The organism is Tersicoccus phoenicis (assembly GCF_001968835.1).
Classification (GTDB): domain Bacteria; phylum Actinomycetota; class Actinomycetes; order Actinomycetales; family Micrococcaceae; genus Tersicoccus; species Tersicoccus phoenicis.
The window spans coordinates 54737-74782 of sequence record NZ_MRDE01000009.1 but is presented as its reverse complement, the minus strand read 5'-3'; the positions used below and the strand labels follow the sequence as shown (position 1 = coordinate 74782).

Annotated in this window: 18 protein-coding genes; 4 read left to right on the top strand and 14 right to left on the bottom strand. The window is 71.1% G+C overall.

The genetic code is table 11. The features are described from left to right. Positions 1-74 precede the first annotated feature (74 nt). Positions 75-506 carry a hypothetical protein gene (locus tag BKD30_RS01895; protein ID WP_159440529.1) on the bottom strand — a complete coding sequence of 144 codons (432 nt, stop codon included), beginning with the start codon at positions 504-506 and terminating at the stop codon, positions 75-77. A 276-nt stretch (positions 507-782) separates the two neighbouring features. Between BKD30_RS01895 and BKD30_RS01890 the strand changes: the two genes are divergently transcribed. Both BKD30_RS01890 and BKD30_RS01885 read left to right on the top strand, forming a co-directional pair. Continuing rightward, positions 783-3254, top strand: a complete 2472-nt coding sequence (locus tag BKD30_RS01890) for a molybdopterin oxidoreductase family protein (RefSeq protein WP_076701200.1) — start codon at positions 783-785, stop codon at positions 3252-3254. Next, complete coding sequence (locus BKD30_RS01885) at positions 3251-3712, top strand: hypothetical protein (RefSeq protein WP_076701197.1); 462 nt, start codon at positions 3251-3253, stop codon at positions 3710-3712. Before BKD30_RS01890 ends, BKD30_RS01885 begins: the two co-directional genes overlap by 4 nt. 6 nt (positions 3713-3718) lie before the next feature. Here the strand turns inward: BKD30_RS01885 and BKD30_RS01880 are convergent, their stop codons facing one another. The 12 genes from BKD30_RS01880 to ilvD all read right to left on the bottom strand — a co-directional run bounded on the left by BKD30_RS01880 (position 3719) and on the right by ilvD (position 17375). After that, the gene (locus BKD30_RS01880) at positions 3719-4807 is read right to left on the bottom strand and encodes a branched-chain amino acid aminotransferase (RefSeq protein ID WP_076701195.1); all 1089 of its coding nucleotides are present in this window, start codon (positions 4805-4807) and stop codon (positions 3719-3721) included. A 49-nt stretch (positions 4808-4856) separates the two neighbouring features. After that, positions 4857-5921 (bottom strand): 3-isopropylmalate dehydrogenase, encoded by a 1065-nt coding sequence (locus tag BKD30_RS01875; RefSeq protein ID WP_076701192.1) that lies wholly within the window; start codon positions 5919-5921, stop codon positions 4857-4859. A gap of 47 nt (positions 5922-5968) precedes the next feature. Further along, complete coding sequence (locus tag BKD30_RS01870) at positions 5969-6622, bottom strand: signal peptidase I (protein WP_083955917.1); 654 nt, start codon at positions 6620-6622, stop codon at positions 5969-5971. Positions 6623-6637: 15 nt separating this feature from the next. Continuing rightward, positions 6638-7261, bottom strand: coding sequence for an alternate-type signal peptide domain-containing protein (locus BKD30_RS01865; protein WP_218189236.1), 624 nt, complete (start codon positions 7259-7261; stop codon positions 6638-6640). A 329-nt stretch (positions 7262-7590) separates the two neighbouring features. Further along, positions 7591-9144, bottom strand: a complete 1554-nt coding sequence (gene metG / locus BKD30_RS01860; RefSeq protein ID WP_076701183.1) for a methionine--tRNA ligase — start codon at positions 9142-9144, stop codon at positions 7591-7593. A 99-nt stretch (positions 9145-9243) separates the two neighbouring features. Next, positions 9244-10887, bottom strand: a complete 1644-nt coding sequence (serA, locus tag BKD30_RS01855) for a phosphoglycerate dehydrogenase (RefSeq protein ID WP_235861275.1) — start codon at positions 10885-10887, stop codon at positions 9244-9246. 123 nt (positions 10888-11010) lie between these two features. Further along, entirely contained in the window at positions 11011-11232 is a 222-nt protein-coding gene (locus tag BKD30_RS01850) for a hypothetical protein (protein ID WP_076701176.1), read from the bottom strand. A gap of 26 nt (positions 11233-11258) precedes the next feature. Continuing rightward, positions 11259-11762, bottom strand: coding sequence for a hypothetical protein (locus BKD30_RS01845; RefSeq protein WP_076701172.1), 504 nt, complete (start codon positions 11760-11762; stop codon positions 11259-11261). Positions 11763-11871: 109 nt separating this feature from the next. Then, the gene (gene ilvC, locus BKD30_RS01840) at positions 11872-12897 is read right to left on the bottom strand and encodes a ketol-acid reductoisomerase (protein ID WP_076701169.1); all 1026 of its coding nucleotides are present in this window, start codon (positions 12895-12897) and stop codon (positions 11872-11874) included. A gap of 52 nt (positions 12898-12949) precedes the next feature. Beyond that, positions 12950-13462, bottom strand: coding sequence for an acetolactate synthase small subunit (ilvN, locus tag BKD30_RS01835; protein WP_076701166.1), 513 nt, complete (start codon positions 13460-13462; stop codon positions 12950-12952). Next, the gene (locus BKD30_RS01830) at positions 13462-15411 is read right to left on the bottom strand and encodes an acetolactate synthase large subunit (protein ID WP_076701163.1); all 1950 of its coding nucleotides are present in this window, start codon (positions 15409-15411) and stop codon (positions 13462-13464) included. Before BKD30_RS01830 ends, ilvN begins: the two co-directional genes overlap by 1 nt. A gap of 260 nt (positions 15412-15671) precedes the next feature. After that, complete coding sequence (gene ilvD, locus BKD30_RS01825) at positions 15672-17375, bottom strand: dihydroxy-acid dehydratase (protein WP_076701160.1); 1704 nt, start codon at positions 17373-17375, stop codon at positions 15672-15674. A gap of 158 nt (positions 17376-17533) precedes the next feature. On the opposite strand from ilvD, the gene BKD30_RS01820 reads away from it, so the two are divergent. Together BKD30_RS01820 and BKD30_RS01815 are read left to right on the top strand one after the other, a co-directional pair. Further along, the gene (locus BKD30_RS01820; protein WP_235861273.1) at positions 17534-18514 is read left to right on the top strand and encodes an NADP-dependent oxidoreductase; all 981 of its coding nucleotides are present in this window, start codon (positions 17534-17536) and stop codon (positions 18512-18514) included. A gap of 119 nt (positions 18515-18633) precedes the next feature. After that, the gene (locus tag BKD30_RS01815) at positions 18634-19068 is read left to right on the top strand and encodes a hypothetical protein (protein WP_076701157.1); all 435 of its coding nucleotides are present in this window, start codon (positions 18634-18636) and stop codon (positions 19066-19068) included. A 9-nt stretch (positions 19069-19077) separates the two neighbouring features. On the opposite strand, the gene BKD30_RS01810 is transcribed toward BKD30_RS01815, so the two are convergent. After that, entirely contained in the window at positions 19078-20019 is a 942-nt protein-coding gene (locus BKD30_RS01810; RefSeq protein WP_076701155.1) for a 2-hydroxyacid dehydrogenase, read from the bottom strand. Positions 20020-20046 lie beyond the last annotated feature (27 nt).

Here is a 20046-nt window from a genome sequence, read left to right as displayed (position 1 = left end):
CCAGCGACGAGACCGGGCCCCGCCGGTCTCAGCGACCGGCGATCGCGACCGATGATGGGGCCGACACCGGTAGGTCAGGCGGGCGAACCCGTGCCGGCGTAGGCGAAGGCACCCCAGCTGCGGACGACCTGCCAGTAGGTCCAGGCCACCCCGTAGCAGGCGTAGCGCAGCGGGTTCCAGCCCCCGTAGGCGGTCGCGCAGGCGGTTCGCAGCCGGGTGAGGAAGGCATTGTCGCAGGCCAGTCGGCTGGTGGTCGAGGTGGCGCTGTAGCAGGCGTCGTGCAACGCGCACGCTGACCGGAAGTCCGCCGTGCCCCAGCCGTCGGGCACCCAGGCGGTGGTCCGCGTCCCGCAGTAGTCCGTCGTCGCAGCAGCCGCCGGCACCGCCACCGCGACCGCCGCACGCCCCGGGACGGTCGTCGCCGCACCGGCCGCGGGGGCGGTCAGGCCGAGCAGGACGGCGAGCACCGCCAGTGTGCCCAGCATTCGCACGATCATCGATCTCATGGTGCACTCCTTCGCCGGCGGGCGGCCCCGGCGCCGTCCACGGTCAGGGTAGAACCGACCGACCGGCACGTCCAGGGAGACAACCGCACACCACGCCTCCACCGCATCCGCAGGTCACGCCGTCGGAAGGACTCGTCACGGCCCCCCTTCCGGTGACCGGGTCGACAGCCTACTGTCGAGAAGGGAAACAGTCGGCCAGCCGTCCGCTCGGACGCGGCACCCGGTGCAGCGGGAGCGGACCGCGACCGGCGCAACCAGCACAGGAACGGAGACATCGTGGTCGATCGGATCGCCGACATCTGGGGTACACGGACCCCGTACGCCCGTGATGCGCCGTGGCCCGTGCGGGTGGACCAGGTGCTCGCCGAAGGACTGGCGGATGCCGACGTGGACCGCTGGGTGCAGTCGGCGTGCGTGCTGTGCAGCAACGGCTGCGCGGTCGACATCGCGGTCAAGGACGACGCCATGGTCGGCGTTCGCGGCCGGGCCGTCGACGCCGTCAACCACGGCCGACTCGGCCCGAAGGGACTCTTCGCCTCCTGGCAAGGCGTTGCGCACCGGGACCGGCTGACCGTCCCGCTGATCCGACGCGACGGCGAGCTGGTGGAGACCGACTGGAACACCGCGATGGAGGCGATCGTCGCCCGCAGCCGGCAGTTGCTGGAGACGAAGGGGCCGCTCAGCCACGGGTTCTACACCTCCGGCCAGATGTTCCTGGAGGAGTACTACGCGCTGGGGATCCTGGGCAAGGCCGGCATCGGGACCCCGCACATGGACGGCAACACCCGGCTGTGCACGGCGACCGCCGCCGCGGCCATGAAGGAGACGTTCGGTGCGGACGGTCAGCCCGGCAGCTACGAGGACATCGACGCGTGCGACGCGATCTTCCTGTACGGGCACAACATGGCCGAGACCCAGACGGTGCTGTGGGCGCGTGTGCTGGACCGGATCGCCGGGCCGGACCGGCCCGCGGTGGTCTGTGTCGACCCGCGCCGGACCGAGGTGGCCCGGCACGCCGACGTGCACCTGGCCGTGAAGCCGGGCACCAACCTGGCGTTGATGCACGGGCTGATCCGCGAGGTGATCCACCAGGGCTGGATCGACGAGGACTGGATCGCCGCCCACACCCTGCGCTTCGAGGACCTGGCGCCGCAGGTCGAGCCGTGGACACCGGAGGCGGTGGCCCGCGAGTGCGGGGTGGACGCCGACGACGTGCGGGCGGCGGCCCGGATCTTCGGCACTTCGGACCGGGTGCTCTCCACCGTCCTGCAGGGCTTCTACCAGTCCTCCCAGGCCACCGCCTCGTCGTGCCAGGTCAACAACCTGCACCTGCTGCGGGGGTTGCTCGGCCGGCCCGGCTGCGGCGTCCTGCAGATGAACGGCCAACCCACCGCCCAGAACAACCGGGAGTGCGGTGCCGACGGGGACCTGCCCGGGTTCCGGAACTGGGAGAACCCGGACCACGTGCGCGAACTGGCGGAGCTGTGGGACGTCGACCCGATCACCATCCCCCACTGGGCTCCACCGACCCACGCGGCGCAGATCTTCCGGTACGCCGAGCAGGGTTCGATCGGACTGCTGTGGATCTCGGCGACCAACCCGGCGGTGTCGATGCCGCAACTGCCCCGGATCCGGGACATCCTGGCCAGCGAGGATCTGTTCCTGGTGGTGCAGGACCTGTATCTGACCGAGACGGCCGCCTACGCCGATGTCGTCCTGCCCGCGGCGGGCTGGGGCGAGAAGACCGGCACCTTCACCAACGTCAACCGCACCGTCCACCTCTCGGAGCAGGCGGTGAATCCGCCCGGGCAGGCGCGCAGCGACCTGGACATCTTCCTGGACTACTCCCGGCGGATGGATTTCCGGACCCGGTCCGGCGCGCCGCTGCTCGACTGGGCCGGCCCCGAGGACGGTTTCGACGCCTGGCGCGCGTGCAGCCGGGGCCGGCCCTGCGACTACTCGGGGCTGAGCTACGACCGCCTCCGCGGCGGCAGCGGCATCCCCTGGCCCGCCACCGAGGACCGGCCGCACGGCACCGTCCGGCTCTACGACGACGCCGCGTTCCCCTCGGATCCGGACTACTGCGAGACCTACGGCCACGACCTCGCCACGGGGGCGACCGTGGGACCGCAGGCCTACCGCGCGATGGGCCCGGCCGGCCGCGCGCTGTTCAAGACCGCCCCCTACCAGGGAGCGCACGAGGGACCCGACGACGCGTACCCGTTGCGGTTCAGCACCGGGCGGACGGCCTACCACTTCCACACCCGCACCAAGACCGCCCGGTCGCCGCAACTGAACGCCGCCGCCCCGGACGTCTGGGTCGAGCTGTCCGCCGACGACGCGGCGGCCCTGGGCCTGGCCGAGGGCGACGTCGCCCGCGTCGAGTCCCGCCGCGGCTGGCTCACTGCCCCGGTGCGGGTCGCCGACGTGCGGCCCGGCACCGTGTTCGCGCCCTTCCACTACGGCTACTGGGACGAGCCGGATCCGCGGGTCGACGACCCCGGCCAACGGCACCGGGCCGCGAACGAACTGACCCTGACGGAATGGGACCCGGTGTCCAAGCAGCCGGTGTTCAAGGTCTGCGCCGTCCGGGTCACGAAGGTCGCCGACGGGCAGGGGCCGGCCCCGGCGCCGACGACGACGGCGTCCCGGCCGGCGCGGCCCGGGCACGTGCCCGCCACCGTCGGCGGAGCGGCGGCCGACGTGCGCGAGACGATCGAACCGGCGACCACGGAGGCACGGTCATGAAACTGCCCATCTACCTGGGCCTGCTGCACCGGTCCGAGCACACGCTCGCGGCGTCCTTCCGCCAGGTCGCCGAGGGCCACGCGGCCGAACCGGACGTCTACTACCTGTGCCGGTCCCTGGCCGACCAGTGCGAGACACACGAGCGGGCGCTGGCCCCGATCGTGGAGCGCTACGGGGAGGCGGCGGAGGAGGACGAGCCGGAGCGGCTGCACGCGGACGAGCTCTCGCAGACCCGGTCCGGGCCCGTGGGCCTGCTGCGGGACCTGCAGGACCTGTACCTGCTGGCAAGCCTCGTCGACATCACCTGGACGGCGGTCGAGCAGGCCGCCCAGGGGCTGCGGGATCAGGAACTGATCGACGTCGTCAGCCGCTGCGACGGTGAGACCGGCACCCAGCTCGCTTGGCTGTCCACGCGGATGAAGCAGGCGGCCCCGCAGGCGCTCATCGTCGCCGAGTGAGAGCCCTCACACCAGCCGGGTCAGCCAGCCGTGGGTGTCCTCGGCGGTACCGGTCTGGATGCCGAGGAGTTGCCCACGGATGCCCATGGTCACACCGCCGGTCTCGGACGCCGGCGAGGAGACCGTGCCGCGCTCGGTCTTCAACTCCCCGATCGGCGTGATGACGGCCGCGGTGCCACAGGCGAACACCTCGGTGATCTGGCCGGACTCCACGCCGTCGCGCCACTCATCGATCATCACCTGGCGCTCCTGGACGTCGAGGCCGCGGTCGCGGCCCAGCTGCAGGACGGAGTCGCGGGTGACGCCCTCGAGGATCGAGCCGGACAGGGCCGGAGTGACGAGCCGGCCGTCGGCGTACACGAAGAAGACGTTCATGCCGCCGAGTTCCTCGACGGCGCCGTCGTCCAGGAACAGCACCTGCTTGCAGCCGTGCGCCTCGGCCTCGAGCTGCGGCAGCAGGGAGGCGGCGTAGTTGCCGCCGCACTTGGCGGCGCCCGTGCCGCCGCGGCCGGCCCGGGCGTACTGCTCGGACAGCCAGATGGACACCGGGGCGACCTCGCCGCCGAAGTAGTTGCCGGCCGGCGACGCGATCACCCGGTAGGTGACCTCGCGGGACGGGCGGACGCCGAGGAAGTTCTCCGTCGCGAACATGAACGGCCGCAGGTACAGGCTCTCGCCCTGCCCGTCGGGCACCCACGCGCGATCCACGTCGACGAGCTGCCGCAGCGACTCGACGAACAACTCCTCCGGCAGTTGCGGCAGCGCCAGCCGGTGCGCCGAGCGCTTCATCCGGGCGGCGTTCTTCTCCGGTCGGAAGGTCCAGATGGACCCGTCGGCGTGTCGGTAGGCCTTCAGTCCTTCGAAGATCTCCTGGGCGTAGTGCAGGACGGCGCAGGCCGGATCCATGGGGATCGGCCCGTACGGCTCGATCCGCGCGTCGTGCCACGCGCCGTCGTGGTAGTCGATGACGGCGGTGTGGTCGGTGAACCAGTCGCCGAACCCGGGGTTCTGCAGGATCTCCGCCCGCTCGGCCGCACTGCGCGGGTTCTCGCTCAGCGTGCGTGCGAAGGTCAATCCGTCAGCAACCGTGGTCATCTCGTCCTCACCGTTCGTCGATCGTGCGGCGTGGGGCGCCGCTGCCCTCCTATTGTGCTCGCGCGGCGAGCTGAGCAGCAATCGCGTCCCCGGTCGCCACCGTGCCGCTCCGCGCCGGGCCACGGGTGGCGAGGTCCGCCGCGACCGCCGCCCGCACCCGGGCGCCCGCCTCGGCCTGGCCGAGGGTCTCCAGCATGATGGCGACCGAGAGGATGGCCGCCGTCGGGTCGGCGATCCCCTGCCCGGCGATGTCCGGCGCGGAGCCGTGCACCGGTTCGAACATGCTCGGCGCCGTCCGGTCCGGGTTGATGTTGCCCGACGCCGCCAGGCCGATGCCACCGGCGACGGCGCCCGCGAGGTCGGTGATGATGTCCCCGAAGAGGTTGTCGGTGACGATGACGTCGAACCGGGACGGGTCGGTGACCAGGAAGATCGTGGCGGCGTCGACGTGCAGGTAGTCGACGGCCACCTGCGGGTAGTCGGCGGCGACCTCCTCGACGACGCGTTGCCACAGGCGTCCGGCATGAACCAGCACGTTGGTCTTGTGGATCCAGGTCAACTTCCGGCGGGGCCGGGCGGCGGCCTGCTCGAAGGCGTACCGCACGACGCGGCGGACGCCGAACGCCGTGTTGACGGAGACCTCGGTCGCGATCTCGGCGTCCGTCCCGGCGCGCAGTCGCCCGCCGTTGCCCGCGTACGGGCCCTCGGTGCCCTCGCGGACGACGACGAAGTCGATCTCCCCGGGCGCGGCGAGCGGACTCGCCACACCGGCGGGCAGCAGCGACGGCCGCAGGTTGACGTAGTGATCGAGGCTGAACCGGAGCTTGAGCAGCAGGTCCCGTTCGATCAACCCCGAGGGCACGCGGGTGTCCCCCGGCGCCGCGCCGACCGCGCCGAACACGATCGCGTCGAAGCCGCGCAGCCGTTCCAGCGTGGCGTCGTCGAGCACCTCGCCGGTTTCCAGCCAGTGCGCCGCACCGAGCGCGAAGTCGGTCTTCTCGACGGTGACGTCGGTGCCAGCCAGCGCGGCGTCGAGCACCTTCAGTCCCTCGGCCACCACCTCCGGGCCGATGCCGTCGCCACCGATCACTGCCAGCCGGATGCTCTCACTCATGCGGTTCAGGCTAGCCGGGGGGGTCGGATGGCGAGAATCTCGTGTCGTCACTCGGACGGGCTGACGCCCCCAGCGGGGCGCGACCGGTGACGGACCCGGCCGGCGCGCTCCCGCCGGAAGCTTCGACTCGCCTGGATCAGCTGCCAGCCGGCGTACCCGGCCAGAGCGATGCCGCCGATCAGGACGACGATGCGCTTCTGGTTTGGGTCCACCGCGGTGGCCAGGTACCCGGCCACGGGCACGTGGTACATCACCACCCCGCGCAGCTGCAGGACGGTCACCGCGGCGGCGTCCGGGTCGCGGTTGGCATCGCCCTTCGTGGTGAACGACGGCTTCCCGTCCGCACCGGATCCGACCGCGACCACCCGGTGCGTGACCGGCGTCGGATCGTCCGGGCGCGGCAGGAAGGTGATCACGTCGCCGATCGACACCCGCGCGACGTCCTCGGCCGAGCCGACGGGCCGGACGACGACCTGGCTGCCGGTGGGAATGGCCGGTTCCATCGATCCGGACAGCACGGTCAGCGGCACCCAGCCGAGCGCCCGCGGCACGGCCACGAGGGCGAGCAGCGCCGCGACGACGACGGCGGCGGCCGCGGCGGACAGCACCCGGCGCAGGGCCGAGAGGGGTGTAGCGGACGGGCCCGGCTCGGGTGTCGGTCGACGACGCGCCGGGGAGGCCCACGTCGCCAGGACAGCCATCACCGGTTCCGCCCGCTACACGTTCTGGGAGAGCACCAGTCGAACGGTGCTCAGATCCACGCTGGACGCCTCTCCCGAGCCGGGGCCGTTGCCCCACGGGGTGCCGTCCGGGCGGGTCGACGGCCACACGATGGTGATGGTCACCGTCGCCTTTCGGCCGTTGTCGTTGACGGTCGCGCCCTTCTGGCCGACCACCGTGTACCCGTCGGTGCCGTTGGTGTCGGTCAGGCCGGAGACCACCATGCTGACGTTCAGCCCGGCCGCACCGGGCGGGTCCGCGACCACCAGGCGGGAGTGGTCGACGCCGAGCGTGCCGCGCAGGTTGTCCCCGACCGCGGTGATGGTGGTGTCGGTGGCGAACGTGACGGTGTCCCCGGGAACCATCCGGTAGCTGGCCGGGTCGATCGGCCCGTTCTGGTCGTTCCACCGCGTGGTGGTGGCCGGGGTCATGGACAGCTGGCCCGAGGAGATCGTGTCGCCGGTCAGGGGCTGGGACTCGTACCAGCGGGAGAAGGTGCCGCCGCCGGCGGTCAGCAGCCCGACCGCCAGGGCGCCGGCGACGACGGCACGGGTGGCGTGACGCCGCCAGGGGCGGCGAGATCCGTCGATCGGGGCAGGGGAGAACGAGAGCGTGGTCATCATCGATCCTTGCGAGGCAGGTGGAAGAACGGTCCCGAGGTGCCTCCGCCGGAGCCCGGAGGAAACCCACCGCCCGGATCGGCGCGCGCGCCCGCCGTGACGGTGACCGTCACGGCATCCCCCGAAGCGTAACCACCCGGTGCCCAATCACCGAGCGATTCACTGCATCCCCCACACAACATGCAGCTGCATCTACTGGTCAGTAACTAAATCACATGAGATGCAAATCCGCCAGTGAAATCGGCGTGTCGTCCCGGGAGTCGACGTCGGAAGCGCTCGTGCAGAGTCCCCGGCGGACGAGTCAGCCGCTGATGCGGGTCCGGCAGGGATCAGGCGGCCGGTTCCTCGTGCCGGGGGAAGACCGGCACGGGGGCCGGCAGCGGCGTACCCGGCGTCAGCGGGGCGTCCAGCGCCGCGAAGTCCCGCCCGTCGTCCGTCACGCCCAGCAGGTCGAGCAGCTTGCCGCACGACTCCGGCATCACCGGCTGGGCCAGGGTGGCGACCGTGCGCACCACCTGCAGCGTCACGTAGAGCACGGTGGCCATCCGGGCCGGGTCCGTCTTGCGCAGCACCCAGGGGGCCTGCTCGGCGAAGTAGGCGTTGGTGTCGCCGAGCACCCGCCACGTCTGCTCGAGCGCACCGTGGAAATCCTGCACCGCGTAGGCCTCGCGGTTGACCCGCAACAGGTCCGCGGCCCGCGCGAGCAGGCCCTCGTCCTCGGCGGTGAACGCGCCCGGCTCCGGCACCGCGCCCCCGCAGTTCTTCGCGACCATCGACAGGGACCGCTGGGCGAGGTTGCCGAGGTTGTTGGCCAGGTCCGCGTTCTTCCGGCCGACGATCGCGTCGTGGCTGTAGCTGCCGTCCGCACCGAAGGGCACCTCACGCAGGAGGAAGTACCGGACCGGGTCGAGCCCGTACTGCGCGATCATGTCGGCCGGAGCCACGACGTTGCCCAGGGACTTGGACATCTTGACGCCGTTGTTCTGCAGGAAGCCGTGGATCATGACGCGCCTGGGCAGTTCGAGGCCCGCACTCATGAGGAACGCCGGCCAGTAGATCGCGTGGAACCGCGAGATGTCCTTACCGATGATGTGCAGGTCCGCGGGCCAGAACCTGGCGAATTGCGCGGACTCGACATCCGGGTACCCCACACCGGTGAGATAGTTCGTCAGGGCATCGACCCAGACGTACATGACGTGTCCGGGCGCGTCCGGCACGGGCACACCCCAGTCGAAGGACGTGCGGGAGATCGACAGGTCCTCGAGTCCGTGCTTGACGAACGAGATGACCTCGTTGAACCGGTACCGGGGGGCACCGAACTCCGGCTGCGCCTCGTACAGCGCCAGGAGCCTCTCCTGGTAGGCGGAGAGGCGGAAGAAGTAGCTCTCCTCGGCGGTCCAGGTCAGCTCGGTGTCGGACTCCTTCGAGTACCGCACCCCGTCCCGGACCACGGTCTCGTCCTCGGCGTAGAACGCCTCGTCACGCACCGAGTACCAGCCCTCGTACTTGCCGAGGTAGATGTCCCCGTTCGCCTCCATCCGCTTCCAGATGTCCTGGGCCGCCCCGTAGTGGTCCGGGTCGGTGGTGCGGATGAGCCGGTCGTAGCTCGTGCCGAGGAGCTCGTGCACCTCGCGGTAGACCGCCGCCTGCCGGTCCACGAACTCCTTCGGGGTGATGCCCTCCTTCTCGGCCGTCTGGGCGATCTTGAGCCCGTGTTCGTCCGTGCCGGTGAGGAAGAAGACGTCGAACCCGTCGAGACGCTTGAAGCGTGCCATGGCATCGGCCGAGATGTACTCGTACGCGTGGCCGATGTGCGGCGCACCGTTCGGGTAGGTGATGGCGGTGGTCAGATAGTAGGCGGGGCGGGTATCCGGGGACGTCACCGGGTCATTCTAGTGGCCGGGCATCGGCCGCCCCGGACCATGACGGCCACTCCGGGCAGTCACCGCGGGCCGCATCCGGACGGCCCGCGGTGACGGTACTCACCCGGTCAGATCCACCTGACGGACGGTCTCCGCACCGATCCGTTCCGTGATCTCCTCGAGCTGGCCGGCGGTGACGACGGAGTCGACCGCGAGCACGGACAGCGCCTGGCCGCCCTCGGCCGTCCGGGCCACCTGCATGCCGGCGATGTTGACGTCCTTGTCCCCCAGCACGGAGCCCATCACGGCAATGACGCCGGGCCGGTCCCGGTAGATGACGACGATCAGGTGGTCGTCCAGCGGCATCTCCAGTTCGTACCCGTTGATGCCGGTGAGCTTCTGGTTCTGCTTCGGCCCGGTCAGGGTGCCCGAGACCTCCACCTGTCGACCGTCGGACAGGGCGCCGCGCACGGTGAGCTGGTTGCGGTAGTCCGGGGACTCGGCGGTGGTGGTCAGCCGCACTGCGACACCGCGCTGCTCGGCCAGGACCGGGGCGTTCACGTAGGAGACGTGCTCGGAGACGATGTCCTGGAACACCCCCTTGAGCGCGGCGAGCTGCAGCGACGTCACGTCGTGCTCGACGATCTCCCCGGCGACGTGCACCTCCACCTGGGTCACCGATCCGGCGGCCAGCGCGGTGAGGATCCGGCCGAGCTTCTCGATCAGCGGGATGCCGGGCCGCACGTCCGGGTGGATGACGCCGCCGGCGACGTTGACCGCGTCCGGCACGAGTTCCCCGGCCAGCGCCAGCCGTACGGAGCGGGCCACGGAGACGCCGGCCTTCTCCTGCGCTTCCCCGGTCGAGGCGCCCAGGTGCGGAGTGACGACGACGCGCTCGTGCCCCATGAACGGCAGATCCGTGGCCGGCTCGGAGGTGAAGACGTCGATGGCGGCGCCGGCGATGCTGCCGGCGGTGATCGCCTCGTCCAGGGCGGCCTCGTCCACCAGGCCGCCGCGGGCGACGTTGATCACGAACGCGGTGTCCTTCATCCTGGCGAACGCGTCGGCGCCGAGCATGCCGAGCGTCTCGGGCGTCTTCGGCATGTGGATGGTGACGAAGTCCGCCTCGGCGAGCAGCGTGTCCAGGTCCACCAGGCGGACCCCCATCTGCGCGGCGCGGGCGGAGGTGACGTAGGGGTCGTAGGCGATCACCTCGGTGCCGAAGGCCTTGACCCGCTCGGCGACGAGGCCCCCGATCCGGCCCAGGCCGATGATGCCGATGGTCTTCTCGAACAGTTCGACGCCGGAGAACTTGGAGCGCTTCCACTCGCCGGCCTTCAGCGACGCGTGAGCCTGCGGGATGTTCCGGGCCAGGGAGAGGATGTGGCCGACGGTCAGTTCCGCCGCGGAGATGATGTTCGACGTCGGGGCGTTGACCACCATCACGCCCGCCCGGGTGGCGGCGGCGACGTCGACATTGTCCAGGCCGACTCCGGCCCGGGCGATCACCTTCAGCTTCGAGGCCGCGGCAATGGCCTCGGCGTCCAGCCGGGTCGCGGACCGGATCAGGACGGCGTCGACGTCGGCGATCGCGGGCAGCAGTTCCGCCCGGTCGGCACCGTCGGCGCGGCGAACCTCGAAATCGGGCCCGAGGGCCTCGATGGTGGCCGGGGAGAGTTCCTCCGCGATCAGCACGACGGGACGGGCGGGGGCGGGGGCGGGGGCGGGGGCGGCAGAAGACACGGCAGCGGCAGCAGTGGTCACACGGTTCCTTCGGACGGGACGAACGAGATGGACGCAGCGAGCGGGAAGGCCCGTCCCAGCCTAACTAGTCGGTCCGTCCGACCCGCAGTCGACAGGGGGTCATGCGTGGTGCAGCAGGCCCGTTCAGTCGGTCAGGGGTTCCTTCGCCAAGGCGGCCACCCGCGGGTCCGTCGTGACGCCGAGGACCCGGCTGGCGGCCACGTTCGCACGCGCTGCTGCGACGGCCTCACGGTGGGTGATCGTGGTCCGTTCGCTGACCTTGCGGGTCGTGGCGGGATCGACGGACTTCCGCCGCCGGGCACGACCGAACGACGTCGATCCCGCAGCGGGGTTGATCAGTGCCATCTGTGTTCCCTCCTCAGTCATCCACTCTACGCGGAGGCGCCTGTCCCGTCACCGGGGTGCTCGTCCAGGTAGTCGGACAGCTGGAAGCCGGACACCTCGAGGACACTCTGCACCAGCGATTTGTCCGCGGCGTCGGTGTGGGCTTCGTCCTCGACGATGGAGGCGAGAGTCAACCAGGCCACGACACTTGCATCGGGGTCGCCTTCGAGCAGCAGGTCGAACGCCCACTGGACGCGGCGCCAGGTCTCCGCCTTGTCAGCGGCGGCCCGCGCCACATCTGCTTGACGCCGTGCCCCTCGGTAGGCGATCACGGCACCGATGACCGCGGCCAGGCCACCCACCGAGGCGGCAGCGCCCGCGAAGCCGGAGGTCTGCGCCCAGGGAACGAGCCAGGAGGCCAGCCACGGCCAGAACTGGGTCGGGCCCAGGGCGCCCAGAACCCCGACGACGGCGATCGTGACGATGCTCAGGGCGACGAGCGTGCTGAGGGAGCGTCCGATGATCCGTGCCGCCTCGTCGTGCTCGTCCATGCGCCGATTCTGCGCCATCGCGGCCGCTGACCGGGTTAGCCCCGCCGGTGGAGCCGAAGACGCCGGCACGGGCAGAGCATCACCTGGACGGGACCGGTAGGGGCACTGGTCAGCGGGAGACCTGACCCTCCGTGTAGTCGTCGTTCGACTTGATCCACGAGAACAGCTGGCGCAGCTCGCGGCCGGTGGCCTCGATCGGGTGCGCCTCGCCCTTCGCCCGCAGTTCCTTGAACTCGGGGCCGCCCTTGTCCTGGTCGTCGATGAACCGCTGCGCGAAGGTGCCGTCCTGGATGTCGGCCAGCACGGCCTTCATGTTCTCCTTCACGTGCGGATCGATCACCCGTGGACCGGAGACGTAGTCGCCGTACTCGGCGGTGTCGGAGATGGACCACCGCTGCTTGGCGATCCCGCCCTCGATCATCAGGTCGACGATCAGCTTGAGCTCGTGCAGGACCTCGAAGTAGGCGATCTCCGGCTTGTACCCGGCCTCGGTGAGGGTCTCGAACCCGTACTGCACCAGCTGGGAGACGCCACCGCAGAGCACGGCCTGCTCACCGAACAGGTCGGTCTCGGTCTCCTCGGTGAAGGTGGTCTTGATCACGCCGGCCCGGGTACCGCCGATGCCCTTCGCGTAGGACAGGGCCAGCGCCTCGGCGTTGCCGGACGCGTCCTTCTCCACGGCGATGAGCGCGGGCACGCCGCGGCCGGCCTCGAACTCACGGCGCACGGTGTGACCGGGGCCCTTGGGGGCGACCATGGCCACGTCGACGCCGTCCGGCGCGGAGATGTAGCCGAAGCGGATGTTGAAGCCGTGCGCGAAGAACAGCGCGTCACCGGTGGTCAGGTGCGGGGCGATGGACTCGGCGTAGACCGTGCGCTGCACCTGGTCCGGCGTGAGGATCATGACGACGTCCGCCTCCTCGACCGCGTCGGCGACCGAGAGCACCCGCAGGCCCTCCGCCTCGGCCTTCGCCCAGGACTTCGACCCCTCGGCCAGTCCGATCCGCACGTCCACCCCCGAGTCGCGCAGGTTGAGCGCGTGGGCGTGGCCCTGGCTGCCGTAGCCGATGATGGCGACGTGCCGGCCCTGGATGATCGACAGGTCGGCGTCGTCGTCGTAGTAGATCTCTGCCATGGGGATGTATCTCTCCTTCTGTGCTGCGGAAAAGTGGGTGGAACGCTACGCGCTACGCGCTCCTCAGCGCGCGGTCGCTCATCGAGCGGGGGCCCCGGCCGATCGCCAGGGTCCCGGACTGGACGATCTCCCGCACCCCGAAGGGCTCGAGCACCGCCAGCAACGCGTTCAGCTTCTCGGCCGTCCCGGTCGCCTCGATCACCACCGAGTCGGGGGCGACGTCGACGATCCAGGCGCGGAACAGGTCCGTCGCCTGGGCGACCTGCAGGCGCGCGGCGGCGTCGGCCCGCACCTTGATCAGGACGTGGTCGCGCTGCACCGAGGTCTCCGGCAGCAGTTCGACGATCTTCAGGACGTTGATCAGCTTGTTCAGCTGCTTCGTCACCTGTTCGAGGAGCCCGGCGTCGGCGTCGACCACCACGGTCACCCGGGACACCCCCGGCACCTCGGTGGGACCGACGGCGAGGGAGTTGATGTTGAAGGCGCGGCGGGCGAACAGGCCCGCGACCCGGGTGAGCACACCGGGCTTGTCCTCGACCAGCACGGACAGGGTGTGACGTGCCATCAGTCGTTCTCCTCCCACTGCGGGGTCAGATTCTGCGCCACCTGGATCGCCGAGTTGCTCACCCCGGAGGGCACCATCGGCCACACCATCGAGTCGGGACTGACGACGAAGTCGATCACCACCGGCCGGTCGTTGATGGCCAGCGCCTGCTCGATCGTGGCGTCGATGTCCTCCTCCCGCTCGCAGCGCAGCGCGGCACAGCCGTACGCCTCGGCCAGTTTGACGAAGTCCGGGACCCGCGCGGTGTCGTGCCCGGTGTTCAGGTCGGTGTGCGAGTAGCGGCCGTCGTAGAACAGCGTCTGCCACTGCCGGACCATGCCGAGCGAGGAGTTGTTGATCACCGCGACCTTGATCGGGATCCGGTTGATCGTGCAGGTGGCCAGCTCCTGGTTGGTCATCTGGAAGCAGCCGTCGCCGTCGATCGCCCACACCACGCGGTCCGGGTTGCCGACCTTCGCCCCCATCGCGGCGGGCACGGCGTAGCCCATGGTGCCCGCTCCCCCGGAGTTCAGCCACGCGTGCGGCCGTTCGTACCTGATGAACTGCGCGGACCACATCTGGTGCTGGCCCACGCCGGCGACGTACACGCCTTCCGGCCCGGTCAGCTCGCCGATCCGGGAGATCACCTGCTGCGGGGCGACCAGTCCGTCGGACGGTTCGGTCCAGCCCAGCGGGTAGGTCTGCCGCAGCCGGCGCAGCGTCGCCAACCAGGCACTCAGGTCCGGCCGGCCGGTGTGCTCGAACTCGGCGGTCAGGGCGTCCGTGAGGTCCGGAATGATCTCCTTGACCGAGCCCACGATCGGCACGTCGGCCGTCCGGTTCTTCGAGATCTCCGCCGGGTCGATGTCGGCGTGGATCACCTTCGCCCCCGGCGCGAAGCTGGAGAGCTGGCCCGTGACCCGGTCGTCGAAGCGGGCCCCGAGCGTGATCAGCAGATCCGCCTGCTGCAGCGCGGCCACGGCGGACACGGCCCCGTGCATGCCCGGCATACCGAAGTGCAGGTCGTGGGAGTCGGGAAAGACGCCACGCGCCTGCAGGGTCGTCACGACCGGTGCGCCCAGGTATTCGGCGAGGTGACGCAGCTCCTCCGCGGCGTGAGCCTTGACGACGCCGCCGCCCACGTAGAAGACCGGCCGGGAGGAGCCGGCGATCAGCCGGGCGGCTTCACGCAACTGCTTGGCGTGGCCCCGCAGCACCGGCCGGTAGCCGGCGGCCTCGACCTTCGGCGGCCAGCTGAACGTCATGGCTGCCTGCTGGGCATCCTTGGAGATGTCCACCAGCACGGGACCGGGCCGTCCGCTGCCGGCGATGTGGAACGCCTCGGCGAGGACCCGGGGGATCTCCTGCGCATCGGTCACGAGCCAGGAGTGCTTGGTGATCGGCATGGTGATGCCGACGATGTCCGCCTCCTGGAAGGCGTCGGTGCCGATCACGGCGCTGGACACCTGACCGGTGATGGCCACCATCGGCACCGAGTCCAGGTGCGCGTCGGCGATCGGGGTGACGAGGTTGGTGGCGCCGGGCCCGGAGGTGGCGATGCACACCCCCACCTTGCCGGTGACCATCGCGTAGCCCTGGGCGGCGTGGCCGGCGCCCTGTTCGTGGCGCACCAGGATGTGCCGGATCCGGGTGGAGTCCATCAGCGGGTCGTAGGTGGGCAGGATCGCACCGCCGGGCAGGCCGAAGACGTCGGTGACACCGAGCTCCTCCAGGGTCCGCACGATCGCCTCGGAGCCGGTCATCTGCACCGGCTCGACGACGCGGTTCGGGCCCTGGACGGAGGAGGCGGAGGGGGCGACGGCGGTCGTCGCGGCGGTGGTCCCGGGGGCACGGCCGCCATCGGGGACCGTCGGGACCGCCGGGGGCACCGGTGCGGATTCCCGGGCTGGCGCGCCTGCCCGGGACGTGTGTGCCATCAGCGCCGGGCTGGCAGTCTGTCCCTTGCTCATCGGTTGGTCCTTCGATCTCGCTCGTGATGGTCGCCCGCGGTGCGCCGGAGCGCCGTGCAATAAAAAAACCCCTCAGCCTTGCGGCACCGGGGTTGGGCGTGCGTTGCAGGAGCTGCGGAGAGGCCTCCTACGCCACGCGCCGGTCGAGTACGACGACAATCAGCTTCTGCATGACCCCAGTGTCGTCCCGGCGCGACAATCGTGTCAACACGCGGACGGCCCGTCTCACTATGCGAGACGAGCCGTCCACCGGTGGCGGTTCAGCCGACCCAGGCGCCCTCCGACGCCGAGTGGACCAGCTTCGCGTACTTGCCCAGCACCCCGGTGGTGAACCGGGGGACGCGCGGGGTGAACCCCTCGGCCCGGGCGGCCAGTTCGGCCTCGTCGACGAGCACGTCCAGGGTCTTGGCGGCGACGTCCAGCCGGATCCGGTCGCCGTCGCGCACGTGCGCGATGGGCCCGCTGTCGACCGCCTCGGGGGCCACGTGCCCCACGCACAACCCGGTGGTGCCGCCGGAGAACCTGCCGTCCGTCAGCAGCAGCACGTCCTTGCCCAGTCCCGCGCCCTTGATCGCACCGGTGATGGCGAGCATCTCCCGCATTCCCGGGCCGCCCTTGGGTCCCTCGTAGCGGATGACGACGACGTCGCCGGCGGTGATGGTGCCGTGTTCGAGGGCGTCCATCGCCGCGCGCTCGCCGTCGAACACGCGGGCGGTGCCTTCGAACACGTCCGAGTCGAACCCCGCGGACTTGACCACCGCACCCTGCGGCGCGAGCGAGCCGGTGAGGATGGTGATGCCGCCGGTCGGGTGGATCGGGTCCGCCAGGGCGCGCAGGATCTTCCCGTCCGGGTCCGGCGGGTTGATGTCGGCGAGGTTCTCCGCGACGGTCTTCCCCGTCACGGTCAGGCAGTCCCCGTGCAGCAGGCCGGCGTCGAGCAGGGCCTTCATGATGACGGGCACCCCGCCGATCCGGTCGACGTCGTTCATCACGTACCGGCCGAACGGCTTCAGGTCGCCCAGGTGCGGGACCCGGTCGGCGATCCGGGAGAAGTCGTCCAGGGTGAGCTCGACCTCGGCCTCCCGGGCGATCGCGAGCAGGTGCAGCACCGCGTTGGTGGAGCCGCCGAAGGCCATCACCACGGAGATGGCGTTCTCGAACGCCTCCTTGGTCATGATCTGCCGGGCGGTGATGCCCTTCCGCAGCATCTCGACGACGGCCTCGCCGCTCTGGTGCGCGAAGTTGTCACGGCGGCGATCGGCCGACGGCGGGGCGGCGGAGCCGGGCACGGACATGCCCATGGCCTCGGCCACCGAGGCCATGGTGTTGGCGGTGTACATGCCGCCGCAGGCGCCCTCCCCGGGGCAGATGGCGCGTTCGATCCGGTCGACGTCGTCGCGGCTCATCAGCCCGGCCGCGCACGCGCCGACCGCCTCGAACGCGTCGATGATGGTGACTTCCTTCTCCTGCCCGTCGGAGAGCTTGACCCGGCCGGGCATGGTGGACCCGGCGTACAGGAACACGGAAGCCAGGTCCAGGCGTGCCGCGGCGATCAACATGCCGGGCAGCGACTTGTCGCAGCCGGCCAGCAGCACGGAGCCGTCGAGGCGCTCGGCCATCATCACGGTCTCCACCGAATCGGCGATCACGTCCCGGGAGACGAGTGAGAAGTGCATCCCGTCATGGCCCATCGAGATGCCGTCCGAGACGGAGATCGTCCCGAACTCCAGCGGGTAGCCACCGGCGGCGTGCACGCCCTCCTTCGCGGCCTGCGCGAGCCGGTCCAGGGAGAGGTTGCACGGGGTGATCTCGTTCCACGAACTCGCGATGCCGATCTGCGGCTTGCCGAAGTCCTCGTCGCCCATCCCGACCGCGCGGAGCATGCCGCGAGCTGCCGTCTTCTCCAGCCCGTCGGTCACGTCCCGGCTGCGAGGTTTGATGTCCACCGTGTTCTCAACGCTCATGCCCGGAGTCTATGCCGCTCCGACGTGCGAGTCGGCTCCGGGACGGCTCCGTGACGACGGGGCGGCTCCCGGCGCGCCGCTCGCCCGGGCCGGTGCCCAGAGCCGGTGCCCGGATCCGGCGGCGGGAATGATCCGGGCGCACCGTTGTTCGCCCCGGTATGGACACCACCACCAGGAACAGCACCATGAAGGCCGTCGGCGTCGACACGTACGGCGGTCCCGAGAACCTGACGCTGCACGAGGTCCCGGCCCCGCACGCCGGTCCCGGCGAGGTCCGCATCGCGGTGCGCGCCGCGGCCGTGAGCCCGACCGACACGGGGGTGCGGGAAGGGAACTACGGGACGAGCGAGCTGCCGTTCCCGGTCGTGCCCGGCATGGACGCCGCGGGGGTGATCGACGAGGTCGGCGACCCGGACCCCGACCGGGGGCTGGACACCTCCGGCTGGTCCGTCGGTGAGGAGGTGATGGCGATCGCCCTGCCGCGGAAGGGTCACGGCGGCGCCTACGTGCAGTACCTCGTCGCCGATGCCGACTCCCTCGCCCGGATTCCGGCCGGGTCCTCCCTCGAGGAGGCCTCGACCCTGCCGATGAACGGGCTGACCGCGGTGCAGGCCCTCGACGAGCTGGCCATTCCCGCCGGCGGCACCTTCGCCGTCACGGGCGCCGCCGGCACGCTCGGCAACTACGCGGTGCAGCTGGCCAAGCAGCGCGGCCTGACGGTGATCGCCGACGCGGCCCCGAAGGACCGCGACCTGGTCGCCTCCCTGGGCGCCGACCACATCGTCGAACGCGGGGACGACGTCGCGCAGAAGATCCGCGCCATCGTGCCCGACGGCGTCGACGGGCTGCTCGACGGCGCGGTACAGAACGAGCTGGCCCTGCCGGCGGTCCGCTCCGGGGGCGGATTCGCGACCGTCCGCAACTGGGAGGGCGTCGAGGGCAGCGACGTCACCGTGCACCAGATCTGGGTGTTCACCGAATACCACTCGGGCGCGAAGCTGGACGCCCTGCGGCGGGCCGTCGAGGACGGCACGCTCACCCTGCGGGTGGCCGACACCCTGCCCGCCGAGCAGGCCGCCGACGCGCATCGGCGCCTGGAGGCCGGCGGTGTGCGGGGACGGCTGGTGCTGGCGTTCTGACTCGCGACCCCGGCCGCGCTCCGTCCGTAGACTGGGGGCACTCCCCCGCCTCACAGCGCGACCGGGGCGGACCGGACCACGACGAGAACCCGGCCGGATCTCGACCGGCGAAAGGCGCGATGACTCCCGACGACGGTGACCGGCTCAAGGCGGATCTGCACCGGATCTTCGACAGCCAGATCGCCACGTTCGGGTCGTACAACCTGATCTACGGTCACGGTTCGGTCGACTATCCGGGCACCGCGCCGGGGTCGCGCCGGGATTTCATCGTCGGCTACTGCATGAAGCCCGTCGAGGTGGTCTTCGCCCCGTTCCTGTTGCCGGACCTGACCCCGGTCGAGCCGGCGATCGCGGTCAACGCCACGAACCTGGTCCACGCCGGGTGCGGCGGGGGCAGTCGCTACGAGGTGGAGACCAACGTCGGGGTCCGCGTCGGCGTCACCGTCCCGGGTCGGGTGCGCCTCACGGTCGGCGGCCGGCCGCGGTGGCTGGAGCAGGAGGAGGACGCCGAGGACTTCACCCGGTTCATGGCCGAGCGGTTCGCCAACCTCTGAGCGCGGCGGTCAGCCGTCGGTGCGCCGCACCAGGTTGGCCGGTTCCTCGCCGCGGACCAGCTGCTCGAAGGTGTGCCGCAGGTGGGCCACGATGCGCGGCTCGAACGCCGAGGCGTTGCCGCCCACGTGCGGGGTGATCAGCGCGTTCGGCGCGGACCAGAGCGGGTGGCCGGCCGGCAGCGGTTCGGGGTCGACGACGTCGAGGGCGGCGTGCAGCCGGCCCGCGGTGACCTCGGCGGTCAGCGCGTCCGTGTCCACGACCGCTCCCCGGGCCACGTTGACGACCAGCGCGCCGTCCGGCAGGGCGGCCAGCACCGTCGCATCCACCAGGTGGTGCGTGTCGGAGGTCAGCGGGGTGATCACGACGAGGACGTCGTGATCACCGGCGAGCGCCACCAGCTCGTCGGTGCCGTGCACGGCCCCCCGTTCGTCCGTCCGGGCGTGGGCGGCGACCCGGGTCAGCGTCACCTCGAACGGCTCGAGCCGGCGGGCGATCTGCTCGCCGATGCCGCCGACGCCGACCAGCAGCACCCGGCGGTCCGCCAGGGAGCGGCGTCGTTCCGGTCGCCAGCGTTGGTGCACCTGGTCCCGGGCGGCGACGTCGATGCCGCGCAGGGAGGCCAGGATCAGCCCGACGGCGAGCTCGGCCGTCGCAGCGGCGTGCACCCCGGCGGCGGTGACGATGGCCGGCCCGTACCCGACCGTCTCGGCCACCCCGTCGTAGCCGGTGGTCTGGGTCAGGACGGTGGCCAGGTTCGGCAGGGCGCGCACGGCGTCGCCGTCGTACCCGCGCGCGTACGGCAGCACCACCGTGTCGATCCGGTCGGCCAGATGCTCGGGGGCCGGGCCCGTGACGTCCCACAGGACGGTCTCGACGCCGGGCACCTCGCCGATGTCCTCCAGCAGCCAGGGTTCGGGGACGGTGGCGACGTGCGGGCGCGGTTGGCTCATGCCGTCCACCCTAGCCACGCCGTGTCA